Below are 15,513 nucleotides of genomic sequence, written 5' to 3'. Positions count from 1 at the left end.
TTTCGGTCGCGCGCTCCGGACAGGAGGGTGCGGTGTTGTCCGAAACCGTCCGACCGTCGTCGGACGCGCGGCCCGGCACGTCGCCGAGGGTGAAGCCGACGCGTACGCCCGGACGCCGGCCCTGGCGACGGGCGCTGCGCCGGGACTGGCAGCTCTACTCGCTGGCCGTCCTGCCGCTGCTGTTCTTCCTGACGTTCCGCTACCTGCCGATGCTCGGCAACGTGATCGCGTTCCGGCGCTTCCAGCCGGGCGGCAGCCTCTTCGGCGAGTACTGGACCGGGCTCCGATACTTCCGGCTCTTCTTCACCGATCCCACGTTCTGGAGCGTGTTCACCAACACGCTCGTGCTGGGCGCGCTCACGCTGCTGTTCTGCTTCCCGCTACCGATCGTGCTCGCGCTGCTGCTCAACGAGGTACGCAGCCGGGCCCTCAAGCGATTCGTGCAGTCGGTGTCCTACCTGCCGCACTTCCTGTCCGTCGTGATCGTGGCCGCCATGGTCATGCAGCTGCTGTCGGTGGACGGCGCGGTCAACCAGTTCCTCGGCGCCGTCGGCGCCGAACCGGTCGCGTTCCTGCAGCAGGCCGGCTGGTTCCGGACGATCTACGTCTCCTCCGAGGTCTGGCAGACCGTCGGCTGGGGCACGATCCTCTACCTCGCCGCGCTCACCACCATCGACGGCGACCTCTACGAGGCGGCCCGGATCGACGGCGCGAACCGGTGGCGGCAGACCTGGCACGTGACGCTGCCCGGAATCCGACCGACCATGATGACGCTGCTGATCCTCAACATCGGCACGTTCATGGCGGTCGGCTTCGAGAAGATCCTGCTGCTCTACAACCCGCTCACCTATCCCACCGCGGACGTCATCTCGACCTACCTCTACCGGGTGGGCATCGTCTCCGGGAACCTCAGCTACGCCGCCGCGATCGGCCTGTTCGAAGCCGTGATCGGGCTGACGCTGGTGCTGTCGGCGAACGCCATCTCCCGGCGCACCGTGGGGACGAGCCTGTGGTGAGCACGGACGCCCGCGCACGGGGGCGGGCGTCCCGGCCGCGCGGCATCCGACCCACCCGGGGCTACCGGATCTTCCAGGCGGTCAACGCCGTCGTCCTGACCGGCGTCGTGGTGGTGACGGTGTACCCGTTCCTCACCATCGTGGCGCGCTCGCTCAGCGACAACGCGTACATCGTCGCGGGCGAGGTCAACCTCGTCCCGCGCGGGTTCAACCTCACCGCGTACCGGGTGGTCACGTCGGATCCGACGTTCTGGGTGAGCTACCGCAACACCGTCGTCTACACGGTGGTCGCCACGCTGATCTCCGTCGTGCTGACCACCTGCTACGCGTACGTGCTGTCGAAGCGGCACCTGCGGGGCCGGACCGCGCTGGTCGGCATCGCCGTGTTCACCATGTTCTTCACCGGCGGCCTGATCCCCAACTACGTCCTGGTCACCAGCCTCGGGCTGAAGAACACCGTGTGGGCGATCGCCCTGCCCAACGCCGTCAACGTGTTCAACCTGCTGGTCATGAAGGCGTTCTTCGAGAGCCTGCCGGTCGAGCTGGAGGAGGCCGCCGCGGTCGACGGGCTGGACACGTACGGCACGCTGCTGCGGATCGTGCTGCCGCTGTCCAAGGCGATGGTCGCCACGATGGTGCTCTTCTACGCCGTCTCGTTCTGGAACTCCTGGTTCGCCGCGTTCCTCTACATGGACCGTCAGGACCTGCTGCCGGTGACCGTCTACCTGCGCAACCTCCTCGCGGGCGCGACCGACGCCACGCAGACCGGCGGCGGCCTCGGCAGCGCCGACGACATCGTGCAGTCCGCGGCCACCATCCAGTCCGTGACCATCGTGCTGACGGTCCTGCCGATCCTCGCGGTCTATCCGTTCATCCAGCGCTACTTCGTCTCCGGAATCATGCTCGGCGCCGTCAAGGGATAGCCGCGCACACCACTCGAAGGGAACACCAATGGTCCAGCTGTCCCGACGCCAGGTGCTGTTCGCCACCGGCGCGGCCGCCGTCGTCTCCCTGGCCGGCTGCGGCGACGACACCCCCGACAAGAAGGACCTCGACCGCAACCGCGCGGGCGCGATGGAGAAGTACGGCGTCGGCGACCAGTTCAAGGCCACCGAGGCGGTCACCTTCTCGATCCTCTACAACAACCACCCGAACTATCCGCTGAAGCCGGAGTGGTTGTTCTGGAGCGAGCTGGCCAAGCGCACGAACGTCAAGCTGGACCCGGTGGCCGTCCCGCTCAGCGACTACGAGCAGAAGCGCAGCGTGCTGGTCGGCTCCGGCGACGCCCCGCTCATCATTCCGAAGACCTACCACCCGCAGGAGAACTCGTACGTCTCCTCCGGCGCCATCCTGCCGGTCAGCGACTACCTGGACCTGATGCCGCACTTCAAGGAGAAGCTGGAGAAGTGGAACCTCCAGCCGGAGATGGACACGCTGCGGCAGGAGGACGGCAAGTTCTATCTCCTGCCCGGCCTGCACGAGAAGCCCTGGCAGGACTACACCCTCGCGGTTCGCACCGACGTGCTGGAGCAGCTGAAGATCCCGTCGCCGACCACGTGGGACGAGGTCTACACGATGCTCAAGGCGATGAAGGCGGCCCACCCGGACCTCTATCCCCTCTCCGACCGGTTCGGCAAGCCCAACCCCGCCGGCAACCTGCTGAACATGCTCGCCCTCGCGTACGGCCTCCAGGGCGCCGGCTGGAACTACCAGCCGACCAGTTGGGACGACAGCGCCGGGAAGTACGTCTTCACCGGTGGCTCGGACCGGTGGCGTCAGGTGGTGGAGTACCTGCACAAGCTGGTGGCCGAAGGGCTGCTGGACCCGGAGACGTTCACCCAGACCGACGACCAGGCCCGACAGAAGCTCGCCAGCGGCAAGTCGTTCGTGATCAGCGCCAACGCGCAGTCCATCGTCAACGACTACCGCCCGGACGCCGCGAAGCTCAACCCGAACGCCCGCTTCGGAAAGATCATGTTTCCGATCGGGCCGGCCGGCCCGGTCAACCCGGCGAGCCGGCTGGAGAACGGCGTGATGATCTCCAGCAAGGCGCGGGACGGCAAGAACTTCGTCGCCATGATGCAGTTCATCGACTGGCTCTGGTATTCGGACGCCGGCCAGGAGTTCACCAAGTGGGGCGTCGAGGGCACCACGTACACCCGGGACGGCTCGGGCAGGCGCACGCTCACCCCCGACGTCAACGTGCTCGGGCTCAACCCCAAGGGCACCAAGCATCTGCAGAAGGACTTCGGCTTCTACAACGGCGTCTTCGCCTACGGCGGCAAGCTCGACCTGGTGCAGTCGTTCTTCTCGCCCGAGGAACTGGTGTTCCAGAAGGAGATGAACGCCCGCAAGCCCGCGACGTGGGTGACGCCGCCGCCGGCGCCGCTCAGCGACGAGGAGCGCGAGCAGACGACGCTGTGGGCCACCGCGCTCAAGGACCACGTCACCGCGAACACGTTGAAGTTCGCCCTCGGCCAACGGCCGCTGAGCGAGTGGGACGCCTACGTCGCCGAGCTGAAGGCCAAGAACGCGGAGGCCTACACCGAGCTGGTCAACAAGGCGTACGAGCGGTACCGCAAGAACCACGGCTGATGCGGCTCATCGTTCCCGACCGGCCCACCGGCCGGCTGACCGACGCGTGGCGTACCTGCGTCGGCACCGGCCGGTTCGACCTGGCGCTGCGGCGCGACTACCAGGACTCGCTGGCGCTGGTGCAGCGGGACATCGGCTTCCGGCACATCCGTGGGCACGGGCTGCTCAGCGACGGCGTCGGCGTGCACCGCCCCTACGAGTGGCGGGGCGAACGCCGGGTGCGGCACGCCTTCACGTACGTCGACCAGGTCGTCGACGCCTACCTCGACCTGGGCGTCAGGCCGTTCGTGGAGCTGGGCTTCATGCCCTCGGCGCTCGCCTCCGGCGACCAGACGGTGTTCTGGTGGCGGGGCAACGTCACGCCACCGCGCAGCTTCACCGAGTGGGGCGACCTGGTCCGGGCCACGGTCGCCCACCTGGTGGACCGGTACGGCCTCGACGAGGTGCGCGGCTGGCCGATCGAGGTGTGGAACGAACCCAACCTCACCGACTTCTGGCGGGACGCCGACCAGGCCGCCTACCACCGCCTGTACGAGGTGTCCGCGCACGCGGTGAAGGACGTCGACGCGGCGCTGCAGGTCGGCGGGCCGGCCCTCTCCCCCGGCGCCGACGAGTGGTGGGAGCCGTTCGCCGAGTTCGTCGCCGACCGCGACGTGCCGGTCGACTTCGTCAGCCGGCACGCCTACACCTCCGGCCCGGCGCGGCACGTGCCGTTCGGCACCCGGCAGGCCCTGGCCCCGGCAGCGGAGTTGCTGGAGCAGTTCGCCGCGCCCCGCCGACGCCTGGCCGGCACCGCGCTGGCGGATCTTCCGGTGCACATCACCGAGTTCAACTCCTCCTACCGGCCGGACAATCCGATCCACGACACGGCCTTCCACGCCGCCTATCTCGCGCCGGTGCTGGCCGCCGGCGGGGACCTGGTCGACTCGTTCTCGTACTGGACCTTCTGCGACGTGTTCGAGGAGCAGGGGGTGCCCACCGCGCTGTTGCACGGCGGCTTCGGCCTGCTCACCCACCGGCAGGTCAAGAAACCCACCTACCACCTGTACGCGTTCATGGCGCGGCTCGGCGACGAGGTGCTGGCGCGCGGGCCGGACCACCTCGTCACCCGGCACCCGGACGGCCGGATAGCGGTGCTGGCCTGGGCGCCGGCGGACGTCACCGGCCGGGAGCCGGCGCCCGAGCGGCACACCGTGGCGCTGTCGGTCCCGATCGGCGGGCCCGGCACCGTCTCGGCGTTCCTGCTCCGCCGGTCGGTGAGCGAGGACGCCGGTAACGCCTGGGCGGCCTGGCGGGAACTGGGCAGCCCGCAGTCGCCCCGGCCCCGGCAGCTCGACGCCCTGCGGGAGGCCGCCGAGCCGGCCCGCGCCCACCGGGCCCTGCCGGTCACGGGTGGGCGGGCCGACGTCGACCTCACGCTGACCCGGCACGAGGTGACAGTCGTCGAGCTGACCCCGGTGGTGGACGAGACCCCGCCGTGGTGGGACGACCGGCTGCTCGACCCGCCCGGCGAGCCGTCGACCGGCGGACCTCAGAGCGGCGAGCCCGCGACCGGACCGGCGTCCGAGGAGCGGCGGTGAGCGACGCGGCGGGCAGCCGGCGGGAGTTCGGCGACGGACCGTTGTCGCGGGCCGCCGCGTCGGTCTACACGCTGCTCGCCGTGGAGGTGTGGCTGCTGCTCGGCACGCTGCCCGGGCTGGTCGCGCTGGTGCTGCTCGACCGCGACGCCAGCAACCTGCCCCTGGTCGCGGTCGCGCTGCTCCCGGTCGGTCCGGCCGTCTCGGCGGCGCTGCACACCCTGCGCCACCAACGCCCCGACCTGACCGATCTCCGGCCGGCCGCCGCGTTCCGCCGGGCCTACCGGGCCAACCTGGTGGGCGTGCTACGCGTCTGGGCGCCGACCCTGCTGTGGCTGACCGTCATCGCGGTGAACCTGGCCAACCTGTCCGCGGCCGGCGTGCCCGGCTGGTGGGCGGTGCCGCTGCTCCTGGTCGGGGCCGGTGTGGTCCTGGCCGGCGTCAACGCCCTGGTGATCGTCTCACTGTTCACCTTCCGCACCCGCGACACGCTCCGGCTGGCCGTGTACTTCCTGGTCCGCCGGCCCGGCGTCACGATCGGCAACGCCGGGCTGCTGGCCGCCGTCGCCGGCGTCACCGCGGTCTCCTCCGAGGCGGTGCTCGCCCTGCTGGCCGCGCTGGTGGTGCTGGCGCTGCTGCGGATCGGCGATCCGATGATCGACACCATCCGGAGGGAGTTCACCCCATGAGCGCTCCCGTCGCCGGCCGGGCGTCCCCCGGCGCCGGCGCGTCGACCTGGCACGCGGCCTGGCTGCCGCCGGCGGCGTTCCGGGCCGTCGGCGCCCGGGACGTGCTGGTGCACGGCGACGGCCCGCTCGTCGACACCGTGCTGGACGAGGTGACGCAGGCCTGCGCCCGGCACGGCGGGCGGGTCTGGCACTCCCCGCCCTGGGACGTGGACGCCGACCTGGTGCTCGCGTCGCGCGCCGCCGGCCCGATCGCGAACGCGGCGGCGGAGGCGGCCCGCCTCGGTGCGACGCCGGCGGTGGACGGCACGGGCGACGGGTCGCTCGGCGACGAAGGGTTCCTGCTGGCCCGGGTGGACGGCGTGACGGTGGTGCTGGCCGACGCGCCGGCGGGCCTGCTGTACGGGCTGTTCCACGTCGTCCGGCTCGGCGCGGCGGCCTTCGACGACGACCGACCGGCGCGGCGGCACCAGCCGACCCTGGCCCGGCGGATCCTCGACCACTGGGACAACGTGGCCGTGCATCCGGTGTCCGGTCAGGTCGAGCGGGGCTACGCCGGCGGGTCCGTCTTCTGGCGGGACGGCGCCGCGCGGGGCGAGCCGGGCCGGATCCGGGACTACGGGCGCCTGCTCGCCGCCTGCGGCGTCAACGCGGTCACGGTGAACAACGTCAACGTGCACGACACCGAGGCGCGGCTGCTGACCGACCGGCTCGACGAGGTGGCCGGGATCGCCGACGTGCTCCGCCCGTACGGCATCCGGGTGCATCTCTCGGTGACCTTCGCCGCCCCGGTGGTGCTCGGCGGCCTGCCCACGGCGGACCCGCTGGACGACCGGGTGCGGGCCTGGTGGGCCGAGGTCACCCGGCGCGTCTACCGGCGGATCCCCGACTTCGGCGGCTATCTGGTGAAGGCCGACTCGGAGGGCCGGCCCGGCCCGTTCGCCTACGGGCGCGACCACGCCGACGGCGCGAACCTGCTCGCCGGGGCGCTCGCGCCGCACGGCGGCGTGGTGCGCTGGCGGGCGTTCGTCTACGACCACCGACAGGACTGGCGGGACCGGTCGACCGACCGGGCCCGGGCCGCCCACGACCACTTCGCGCCGCTCGACGGGCGGTTCCGGGACAACGTGATCGTCCAGGTGAAGTTCGGGCCGGTGGACTTCCAGCCGCGGGAGCCGGTGTCGCCGGTGCTGGCCGCCATGCCGGCCACCCGGCTGGCGATGGAGTTGCAGGTGACGCAGGAATACACCGGCCAGCAACGACACGTCTGCCACCTCGGCCCCGCCTGGAGCGAGGTGCTGCGCTTCGCGCCGTGGGGCGCGGCCGGCGACACGGTCGCCGACGTGATCACCCGCGGTGGCCTGGTCGCGGTGTCCAACGTGGGCGACGACCCGTTCTGGACCGGGCACCCGCTGGCCCAGGCCAACCTGTACGCCTTCGGCCGCCTCGCCTGGGATCCGCGGCTGGACCCGGGCGCGGTCCTCGACGAGTGGATCGAGTTGACCTGGTTGCCGGTCACCACTGGCGATCCAGAGCTGGTGCGGCGCACGCTGCGCGCGATCATGGACGACTCGTGGCGCACCTACGAGCGGTACACCGCGCCGCTGGGCGTCGGCTTCATGGTGCGCCCCGGGCACCATTACGGACCGGACGTGGACGGGTACGAGTACACCCCGTGGGGCACCTACCACTTCGCCGACCGCGACGGTGTCGGGGTGGACCGCACCCGGGCGACCGGGACCGGTTTCACCGGCCAGTACCCGCAGCCGTGGTCGGAGGTGTACGAGTCGCTCCAGCGGTGCCCCGACGAACTGCTGCTCTTCTTCCACCACGTGCCCTACGGCCACGTGCTGCACAGTGGCCGCACGGTCATCCAGCACATCTACGACACGCACTTCGCCGGCGTCGAGGAGGTGGCGGCGATGCGGGAGCGCTGGCGTCTGCTCGCCGGGGCGCTGGACCCGGCCGCCCACCAGCGGGTGGCCGAGCGCCTCGACGAGCAGTTCCGTTGCGCCGTCGAGTGGCGGGACCAGGTCAACACCTATTTCTTCCGCAAGTCCGGGGTGCCGGACGCGCACGGCCGCCGCATCCACTGAGCGGCGGACGCGCTCACCAGGGGTGCACGGTGCCGTCGGTGAGCCGGTTCACCGGCAGGTAGGCCGGCGCGTACGGGTAGCGGGCCGCGGCCTCCTCGTCGATGTCCACCCCGAGCCCGGGGGTCTCGACGGGATGCAGGTAGCCGCCGTCGTAGTGGTAGCCGTGCGGGAAGACCTCGTCGGTCAGCGCGGTGTGCCGCATGTATTCCTGCAGGCCGAAGTTGGGGATGGCGAGGTCGAGGTGGAGCGCCGCGGCCATGCAGACCGGGGAGAGGTCGGTGGCGCCGTGCGAGCCGCTGCGGACGTGGTGCAGCGCCGCGAGGTCGAAGATGCGCCGCAGGTGGGTGAGCCCGCCGGCATGGACCACCGTCGTCCGGACGTAGTCGATGAGCTGTTCCCGGATGAGCTGGACGGCGTCGAAGACGCTGTTGAAGACCTCACCCACGGCGACCGGGGTGGTGGTGTGCTGGCGGATGAGCCGGAAGCCCTCCGGCAGGTCCGCCGGGACCGGGTCCTCCATCCAGGTCAGCGCGTACGGCTCCAGGCTCCTGCCGAGCCTTGCCGCCTCGATCGGGGTGAGCCGGTGGTGCACGTCGTGCAGCAGTCGCAGGGTGGGGCCGAACTCGTCGCGGACCCGGGCGAACACGGTGGGCACGTGCGCCAGGTAGGCCTCGGTGGACCAGGTCGTCTCGGTGGGCAGCGCGGCGTCTGCGGGCTCGTAGAACATCTTGTCGGCGCTGACGCCGTAGGTCCGGGGCAGGCCGGGCACGCCGCACTGCACACGCACCGCGCGGTAGCCCAGGTCGACGAAGCGGGCGACCTCGGTCAGCACCTCGTCGACGGTCTCGCCGTTGGCGTGGCCGTAGACGGTCACGCCGTCGCGGGACCGGCCACCGAGAAGCTGGTAGACCGGCAGCCCGGCGACCTTGCCCTTGATGTCCCACAGCGCGGTGTCCACGGCGGCGATCGCACTCATGGTGACCGGCCCGCGCCGCCAGTAGGAACCCTGGTAGAGGTATTGCCAGGTGTCCTCGATCCGGGCCGGGTCGCGCCCGATCAGCAGCGGCACGACGTGGTCGCGCAGGTAGGACGCGACGGCGAGTTCCCGGCCGTTGAGGGTGGCGTCACCGACGCCGGTGACGCCGTCGTCGGTGACGACCTTCAGGGTCACGAAGTTGCGGCCCGGACAGGTCACGATCACCCGGGCGTCGACGATCCGCATCCGATCTCCCCTGCCGTTCGGCACGGTGTCCATTAGATCAGATTCATTCGCCCTTGCCGATGCCTTGAGGTCGCGGGCCACTGACCGGCGGATCAGGCCGGCTCGGGCACGCCCCCGGGGTCGCCGTCGTCGGGCATCGGCTCGACCGGCGCCTCCGGCAGCTCGCCCGGGGTCTCCGGGAGGAGTTCGCCGGGGTCGTCCGGCACGTCCTCACGCGGGTCGAGCGGCGGGTACACGTCGGGATCGAGATCGGGGTTCGTCATCGACCCATTATCCGACGACGTCGCCGTCGTCGCCCGACGAGCGCGACGGCGACGACGAAACACATCGGCAATCGCCTATTGACAAAGGTTGTTTCCGACCAGACGCTGAGAGAGCGCTCTCTCCGCCGTCCCCGCCACCCCGAGGTGTCCCATGCGTCTCCGAAGAAAGCTGCTCGCCGCCGTGTCCGCCCTGCTCGTCGGCGCGGGAAGCGGCGTGGCCGGCGCCGCGCCCGCGCAGGCGGTCGGCCCCGCCCTGCTGCCCGTCACCGTCACCAACACCACCGGACGCGCCGACGCCGTGCACCTCTACGTCATCGGCACCCAGCTCTCCACCGGCCGGCTCGGCTACGTGACCGCGACCGGCGCCTTCGTGCCCTGGACCGGCGGGCAGATCCCGCCGTCGCCCGCGCCCGACGCCTCCATCCCCGGTCCCGGCAACGGCGGCAGCACCACCCTCCAGTTCCCCCGAGGCTTCTCCGGCCGGGTCTACTTCGCCCTCGGGCAGAAGCTGACGTTCCTGCTCACCCCGGACGGCCTCGTGCAACCCGCACCGTGGGCGGCCGGCGACGCCAACCGCGACGTCCTCTTCGACTGGAGCGAGTTCACCTACAACGACGCGGGTCTGTGGCTCAACAGCTCCCAGGTCGACATGTTCGCGGTGCCGCACGCGGTGACCGTGACCGGCGCGGGCGGCGTCACCCGGCGCACCGGCGACCCGGTGACGAACGGACGCAACGCGGTCATCGACGGGATCCGGGCCCAACCGGGCTGGGCCGGCACCGTCCAGACCCGCTCCGACGGCACCGTGCTGCGCGTGCTGGCCCCGGGCAAGGCGGCCGGCGCCGGTCTGCTCAGCACCACCTACCTCGACTCCTACATCGCCGCCGCCTGGAACGCGTACACCACGAGGACGCTGACCGTGGCGCCCTTCACCGACCAGCCGAACATCCGCTACTTCGGCCGGACCGCCGGCGACACGATGACCTTCACCAACGGCAGCGGCCAGGTCGTCGCCTCGTTCCGGCGGCCCTCGTCGGCGAGCGTGTGGGGCTGCGACGGCGACCTGCCCGCGCCGAACGACCAGGTGGTCGGCCCGATCTCGCGTACGCTCTGCGCCGCGCTGAACCGCGGCACGCTGGGCACGGTCGACACCCAGCCCAGCACCGACGCCACCGCGTTCTACCGCAACTCCCCCACCAACCAGTACGCCCGGCTGATCCACGCCAACATGGCCGACGGCAAGGCGTACGCGTTCGCCTTCGACGACGTCGGCGCGTTCGAGTCGCTGGTGCACGACGGCGACCCCCGCGCCGCCGGCCTGATCCTCAGCCCGTTCGGCGGCGGCGCCACCGGCACCTCGACCGCGATCGTCAGCAGCCTGAACGGCAAGTGCGTCGACGTGCCCAGCTCGAACTTCGTCGACCGCGCCCCGCTGCAGATGTGGACCTGCAACAACACAGGCGCGCAGAAGTGGACGTTCGACGGCTCGGCGGTGCGCAGCCAGAACGGCAAGTGCATGGACGTCGACGGCGGCGCGACGGCCAACGGTGCGGTCGTCCAGCTCTACGCCTGCAACGGCACCGGGGCCCAGCGGTTCACCCTCACCGCCGCCGGTGACCTGGTCAACCTCCAGGCCAACAGGTGCGTCGACATCAAGGACCGCAACGCCGCCGACGGCGCCCGGCTCCAACTGTGGGACTGCTCGGGCACACCCAACCAGCGGTGGCGCAAGGGCTGACCGCGCCGGAAAGCGACGGGCCCCGGTCGGCGACCGGGGCCCGTCGCTCCGCGGCGTCAGTGCGCGACCACGACCGCAGGCGCCGGTTCCAGGCCGGCGAGCCGGGACGGTCGCACCACGGCCAGCAGCACGGCCAGCGCGGCCACCATCCCACCGGCCACCACCAGCGCCATCGCCACCGCACCGGTGCCCAGCACACCGACCAGCGGGGCGGCCACCGCGCCCACGCCGAACTGCACGGCGCCGAGCAGCGCGGACGCGGTGCCGGCCGCCTCGCCGTGGCGGGACAGCGCCAGCGCCGGGGCGTTCGGCATCGCCAGGCCCGCCGCCGCCAGCACCACCCACAACGACACCAGCAGGGCGGGCAGGCCACCGACGTTCGTCGCGGCGAACGCCACCAGGGCCAGCCCGGCGAACGTCCCCACGACCAGCGAGACGACGAGGATCCGCTGCGGCGGGTAGCGGCGCAGCAGCCGCACGTTGTACTGCGTCGCCCCGATCAGGCCCACCGCGCCGGCCCCGAACGCCAGCCCGAACTCCTGCTCGTCGAGACCGTAGGTCTGCTGGAGCACGAACGACGAACCGGCCACGTAGGCGAACAACGCCGCCATGGCCAGACCGGCGACCAGGACCAGCCCCACGAACACGCGGTCGCGCAGCAGCGATCCGTAGAGCGAGATCGTCGCGACCACGCCGCCGCGCCGGCGGCGGTGGGGCGCGAGCGTCTCGGGCAGGCCGATCGACGCGACCACGACGAGCAGCACGCCGAACGCGGCCAGGGCGACGAAGACTCCGCGCCAGTCCGTCCAGCGCAGCACGCCCCCGCCCAGGGTCGGGGCGAGGATCGGCGCGGCGCCCATCACCAGCAGCAGCCGGGAGAGCAGGGTGGCGAACGCCGCGCCGCTGAACAGGTCGCGCACCACGGCCATCGCGACCACCGCGGTGGCGGCGACGCCAAGGCCCTGCACCACCCGCAACGCGCCGAGCACCGCAATGTTCGGCGCGACGACGCAGAGCGACGACGCCACGACGTGCAGCACGAGCCCGGCGATCAGCGGGCGTCGCCGCCCGACGGCGTCCGACAGCGGCCCGATCAGCAACTGGCCGACGGCGAGCCCGGCGAGCGTGCCGGTGAGGGTCAGCTGGACCGCCGCCGAGGTGGTCGCGAAGTCCGCGACGATCGCGGGCAACGCGGGCAGGTACATGTCGATGGTGAGGGGGCCCACCGCGATCAGCGAACCGAGGACCAGGACGAGCCGCAGTCGCTGCCCGCGGCTCATCAGGTCACCCGGCGTCGAGGTGGATTTCGGCGTAACAGTCACACCTGGGTTCAGGCCCACACCCACCGGGCTGATTCCCGGATCCCCGAGAGGTAACCCGGCTCACACCCCTCCGGCCGACTCGCTGCCGACGTCCATCGACTTGATGCCCCTGCTCAGCGTCGCGGTGACCGCCGAGACTCCGACCAGGCCGGCGAAGACCAGCATCGTCACGGCGGCCGGGAACCGGACCAGCAGCAACCCGGCCAGACCGGGTGCGAGCGCGGCGGCCGAGGTGGCGGCCAGGTAGATGACGCTCACCACCCGCCCCTGGAGCCGGTCCGGGGTGATCGCCGCCTGGTAGCCGAAGAGCACCGCGTTCGCGGTCGGAGCGAGGAAGACCGCCGCCGCCAGCGGTACCGCGGCCAGCAGGTTGGACGACACCAGGGCGCTGGTCGCCATCAGCGCGGTGGTGGCCCAGCACAGCACGACCACCAGGGTCGGCAGTCGCAACCAGCGCTGGACCGCCGGGGCGGCGAGCGCTCCGAGGAAGCCGCCGAGGCCGAAGATCGTGCTGGCCAGGCCGACCAGGACCGACGGGGTGCCGGTCCGTTGCAGGGAGACGATGATCGCGAAGATCATCCCGGTGAAGGCCATGTTCAGCGGCGCCGCGATCACCAACAGCGCCCGCAGGAACGGGTTGGCCAGGACGAACCGGACACCCTCGGCCGCCGCGGCGCCACCGGACTGCCGGGTCCCCTCGGTGCGGGCCTCCTCCATCGGCCGGCGGATGAGCACCACGGCCAGCAGGGACAGCGCGTACGACAGCGCGTTGCCGACGAAGGGCAGTGACCGGCCCAGCCCGTAGAGCAGGCCGCCGAGCGGCGGCCCGGCGAGCTGGGTGCCGTAGGAGCGGGCCTCGTTGCGGGCGACCGCGGTGGCGAGCTGCTCGGACGGGACCAGGTTGCGCACCGCCGCGTGCTCCGCGGTGCCGAAGACCGCGTTGGCGGCGGCGCCGACGACGGTCACCACGAGGACCATCGGCAGGTTGGCCACCCCGGCGAGCACGGCGGCGGACAACCCCAGGTAGGCCACCAGCCGGACCACGTCACAGGCCACCAGCAGCGTACGGCGGGAGAAGCGGTCGGCCACCACGCCGGCCGGCAGGCGGCAGGCGAGCGTGGTGACCAGCCCGGCGCTGCCGACCAGGCCGGCCTGCGCCGCGGAGCCGGTGAGGAAGAGCACGAGCAGCGGCATCGCCAGGTTGGACATGGTGGCGCCGAGGTCGGAGAAGCACTGGCTGACCCAGAGCAGGTTGAAGTCGCGGTTGCGCCAGAGGCTGACCCGGCGCTCGGCTCCCGCCCTCGGCGGTTCGGTGACGGTAGGCATCGGTCCCTCGTCGGAGGCGGTCAGGGTGGGCTCGGTGGCGGCGCTCATGCCGGCCACCACGAGCCGGCGGCGGGACGCAGGTCGTCGAACCACTCGGCGGTCGGGTCGTGCCGGGCGAAGAACTGCCGGCCCACCTGCGACGCGTCGCGGGCCTGGAGCATGCGCAGGCTGAACAGCTCGCTGCCGCCGAGTCGCACCACCCCGTCGACCAGTACCTTGCCGGGGGCCGCCGACATGACGGGGCCGCGCGCGGTGCGGGCGAGGCCGGAGACCGACCGGACGGCGTCGGCGTAGACCTGCCAGGCCCGGGTGAGCGGCACGCTGAAGTAGCTGCGGGCGCCGGTGTCGCGCTCCACGAACATGTAGTACGGCACCACACCCAGCTCGACCAGCCGCTGCCACATGGTGGCCCAGTCCTCGGCCCGGTCGTTCACGTGCGCGATCAGCGGCGCCTGGGCCCGGATCACCGCGCCGGTGGCCCGGATCCGGGCGATGGCCCGGCGGACCTCGTCGGTGGCCAGCTCGCGGGGGTGGGAGAAGTGGGCCATCACGGCGACGTGCCGGCCGCCGGCCACGATCCGCTCGAAGAGGCGCAGCAGGTCGTCGGCGTCCGGGTCGGCGGTGAAGCGGGCCGGCCAGTACGACAGCGCCTTGGTGCCGAACCGGACGGTGCGGATCCGCTCCAGCGCCGGGTCCAGCAGGGGCGACACCCACTTCTCCAGCACCGCCGTACTCATGATCATCGGGTCGCCGCCGGTGAACAGGACGTCGGTGACCCCCGGGCTCCCGGCGAGGTACGCCACCACGTCCGCGACGTCCGAGGAGGCCTGCCGGATCTCGGCGTTGCCGACGAACTGGGCCCAGCGGAAGCAGTAGCCGCAGTAGGAGTGGCAGGTCTGCCCCTGCGAGGGGAAGACCAGCACCGTCTCGGCGTACTTGTGTTGCAGGCCGAGCAGCCGGCGGCCCCGGTGGAGCGGCACGTTCGCCTCGAGCTGGTCGCCCGGGTTCGGGTTGAGCCGGGCGTGCGCGTCCCGGGCAGCCTTGCGGATCACCCCCGGCTCGGCCGCGGACAGCCGCAACCCGGACAGGTGGTCGTAGATGTCCGGCGGCAGCATGTCCCGGTGCGGGAAGGTGAGCCGGAAGATGGGGTCGTCCGGGACGGCGGACCAGTCGATGAGCTCATCCACGACGTACTGGTTGACCTTGAACGGCAGCACCGAGGAGACGACCCGCAGGTCGTGCAGGTACTCCTCGGGCATGCCACGCTCGCCGGCGAGCCGCGCCAGACGTTCGTGGGAATAGACCTTCATCACCGTCGCCTCGTTGTCAGCGGGATGGGACAGGGGTGGCCGTCGGCGGACGGCCCGGGCCGGGGTGGTCCGTCGCGGACCACCCCCGACCCCGGGACGGGTCAGCCCCGCGCGGCGGCCATCCGCTCGCGCAGGCTGCGGGGACGCATGTCGGTCCACACCTCGTCGATGTGGGCGAGACAGTCCGCGCGGGCGCCCTCGAAACCGGTGGCGGTCCAGCCCGCCGGCAGCTCACGGTCGGCGAACCAGATCGAGTACTGCTCCTCGTGGTTCACCACGACGCGGTAGGTGCGGTCATCGTCGTCGACGGCCATCGCCGTTCTCCTTCTCGTTCGGTGCGTTCTCGGACGGATCCCGGTCGG

The 15,513-nt window shown here is 71.8% G+C and carries 13 protein-coding genes; 7 read left to right on the top strand and 6 right to left on the bottom strand.

Going from position 1 to position 15,513, the window contains the following annotated elements:
• Window positions 1-32 precede the first annotated feature (32 nt).
• From O7598_RS10415 to O7598_RS10390, 6 genes are read left to right on the top strand one after another with little or no spacing between them, the layout of a single operon-like run.
• Window positions 33-1,016 (top strand): ABC transporter permease, encoded by a 984-nt coding sequence (locus O7598_RS10415; RefSeq protein ID WP_269691109.1) that lies wholly within the window; start codon window positions 33-35, stop codon window positions 1,014-1,016.
• Complete coding sequence (locus O7598_RS10410; RefSeq protein ID WP_245716466.1) at window positions 1,013-1,939, top strand: carbohydrate ABC transporter permease; 927 nt, start codon at window positions 1,013-1,015, stop codon at window positions 1,937-1,939. Before O7598_RS10415 ends, O7598_RS10410 begins: the two co-directional genes overlap by 4 nt.
• A 28-nt stretch (window positions 1,940-1,967) precedes the next feature.
• A complete protein-coding gene (locus O7598_RS10405) occupies window positions 1,968-3,611 on the top strand; it encodes an ABC transporter substrate-binding protein (RefSeq protein WP_269691108.1) in 1,644 nt (547 codons plus the stop codon).
• The gene (locus tag O7598_RS10400) at window positions 3,611-5,191 is read left to right on the top strand and encodes a GH39 family glycosyl hydrolase (RefSeq protein ID WP_269691107.1); all 1,581 of its coding nucleotides are present in this window, start codon (window positions 3,611-3,613) and stop codon (window positions 5,189-5,191) included. Before O7598_RS10405 ends, O7598_RS10400 begins: the two co-directional genes overlap by 1 nt.
• Window positions 5,188-5,877, top strand: coding sequence for a hypothetical protein (locus O7598_RS10395; protein WP_269691106.1), 690 nt, complete (start codon window positions 5,188-5,190; stop codon window positions 5,875-5,877). The genes O7598_RS10400 and O7598_RS10395 overlap by 4 nt, the downstream gene beginning before the upstream one ends.
• On the top strand, window positions 5,874-7,970 hold the full coding sequence (locus O7598_RS10390; RefSeq protein WP_269691105.1) for an alpha-glucuronidase: 2,097 nt from the start codon (window positions 5,874-5,876) through the stop codon (window positions 7,968-7,970). Before O7598_RS10395 ends, O7598_RS10390 begins: the two co-directional genes overlap by 4 nt.
• A gap of 13 nt (window positions 7,971-7,983) precedes the next feature.
• On the opposite strand, the gene manD is transcribed toward O7598_RS10390, so the two are convergent.
• Window positions 7,984-9,192, bottom strand: coding sequence for a D-mannonate dehydratase ManD (gene manD / locus O7598_RS10385; RefSeq protein ID WP_269691104.1), 1,209 nt, complete (start codon window positions 9,190-9,192; stop codon window positions 7,984-7,986).
• A 92-nt stretch (window positions 9,193-9,284) separates the two neighbouring features.
• The gene (locus tag O7598_RS10380; protein ID WP_269691103.1) at window positions 9,285-9,455 is read right to left on the bottom strand and encodes a hypothetical protein; all 171 of its coding nucleotides are present in this window, start codon (window positions 9,453-9,455) and stop codon (window positions 9,285-9,287) included.
• A 151-nt stretch (window positions 9,456-9,606) separates the two neighbouring features.
• Here O7598_RS10380 and O7598_RS10375 point away from each other — a divergent pair, with 151 nt between their 5' ends.
• A complete protein-coding gene (locus O7598_RS10375) occupies window positions 9,607-11,193 on the top strand; it encodes a beta-1,3-glucanase family protein (protein ID WP_269691102.1) in 1,587 nt (528 codons plus the stop codon).
• A 56-nt stretch (window positions 11,194-11,249) separates the two neighbouring features.
• Here O7598_RS10375 and O7598_RS10370 read toward each other — a convergent pair whose 3' ends face one another.
• The 4 genes from O7598_RS10370 to O7598_RS10355 form a co-directional block, all read right to left on the bottom strand.
• A complete protein-coding gene (locus tag O7598_RS10370; protein ID WP_269691101.1) occupies window positions 11,250-12,473 on the bottom strand; it encodes a multidrug effflux MFS transporter in 1,224 nt (407 codons plus the stop codon).
• Between the two features lie 102 nt (window positions 12,474-12,575).
• Complete coding sequence (locus tag O7598_RS10365; RefSeq protein ID WP_269691100.1) at window positions 12,576-13,889, bottom strand: MFS transporter; 1,314 nt, start codon at window positions 13,887-13,889, stop codon at window positions 12,576-12,578.
• A complete protein-coding gene (locus O7598_RS10360) occupies window positions 13,886-15,151 on the bottom strand; it encodes a KamA family radical SAM protein (protein WP_269691099.1) in 1,266 nt (421 codons plus the stop codon). The genes O7598_RS10365 and O7598_RS10360 overlap by 4 nt, the downstream gene beginning before the upstream one ends.
• A 101-nt stretch (window positions 15,152-15,252) precedes the next feature.
• Window positions 15,253-15,465: an MbtH family protein gene (locus O7598_RS10355; protein ID WP_269691098.1), complete on the bottom strand. Its 213-nt coding sequence runs from the start codon at window positions 15,463-15,465 to the stop codon at window positions 15,253-15,255.
• Window positions 15,466-15,513: the final 48 nt, after the last annotated feature.

Origin of the sequence: Micromonospora sp. WMMC241 (assembly GCF_027460165.1) — a bacterium.
GTDB classification, from domain to species: domain Bacteria; phylum Actinomycetota; class Actinomycetes; order Mycobacteriales; family Micromonosporaceae; genus Micromonospora; species Micromonospora humi.
The sequence above is the reverse complement of the archived record's forward strand: the minus strand, read 5'-3'. Positions and strand labels throughout refer to the sequence as shown.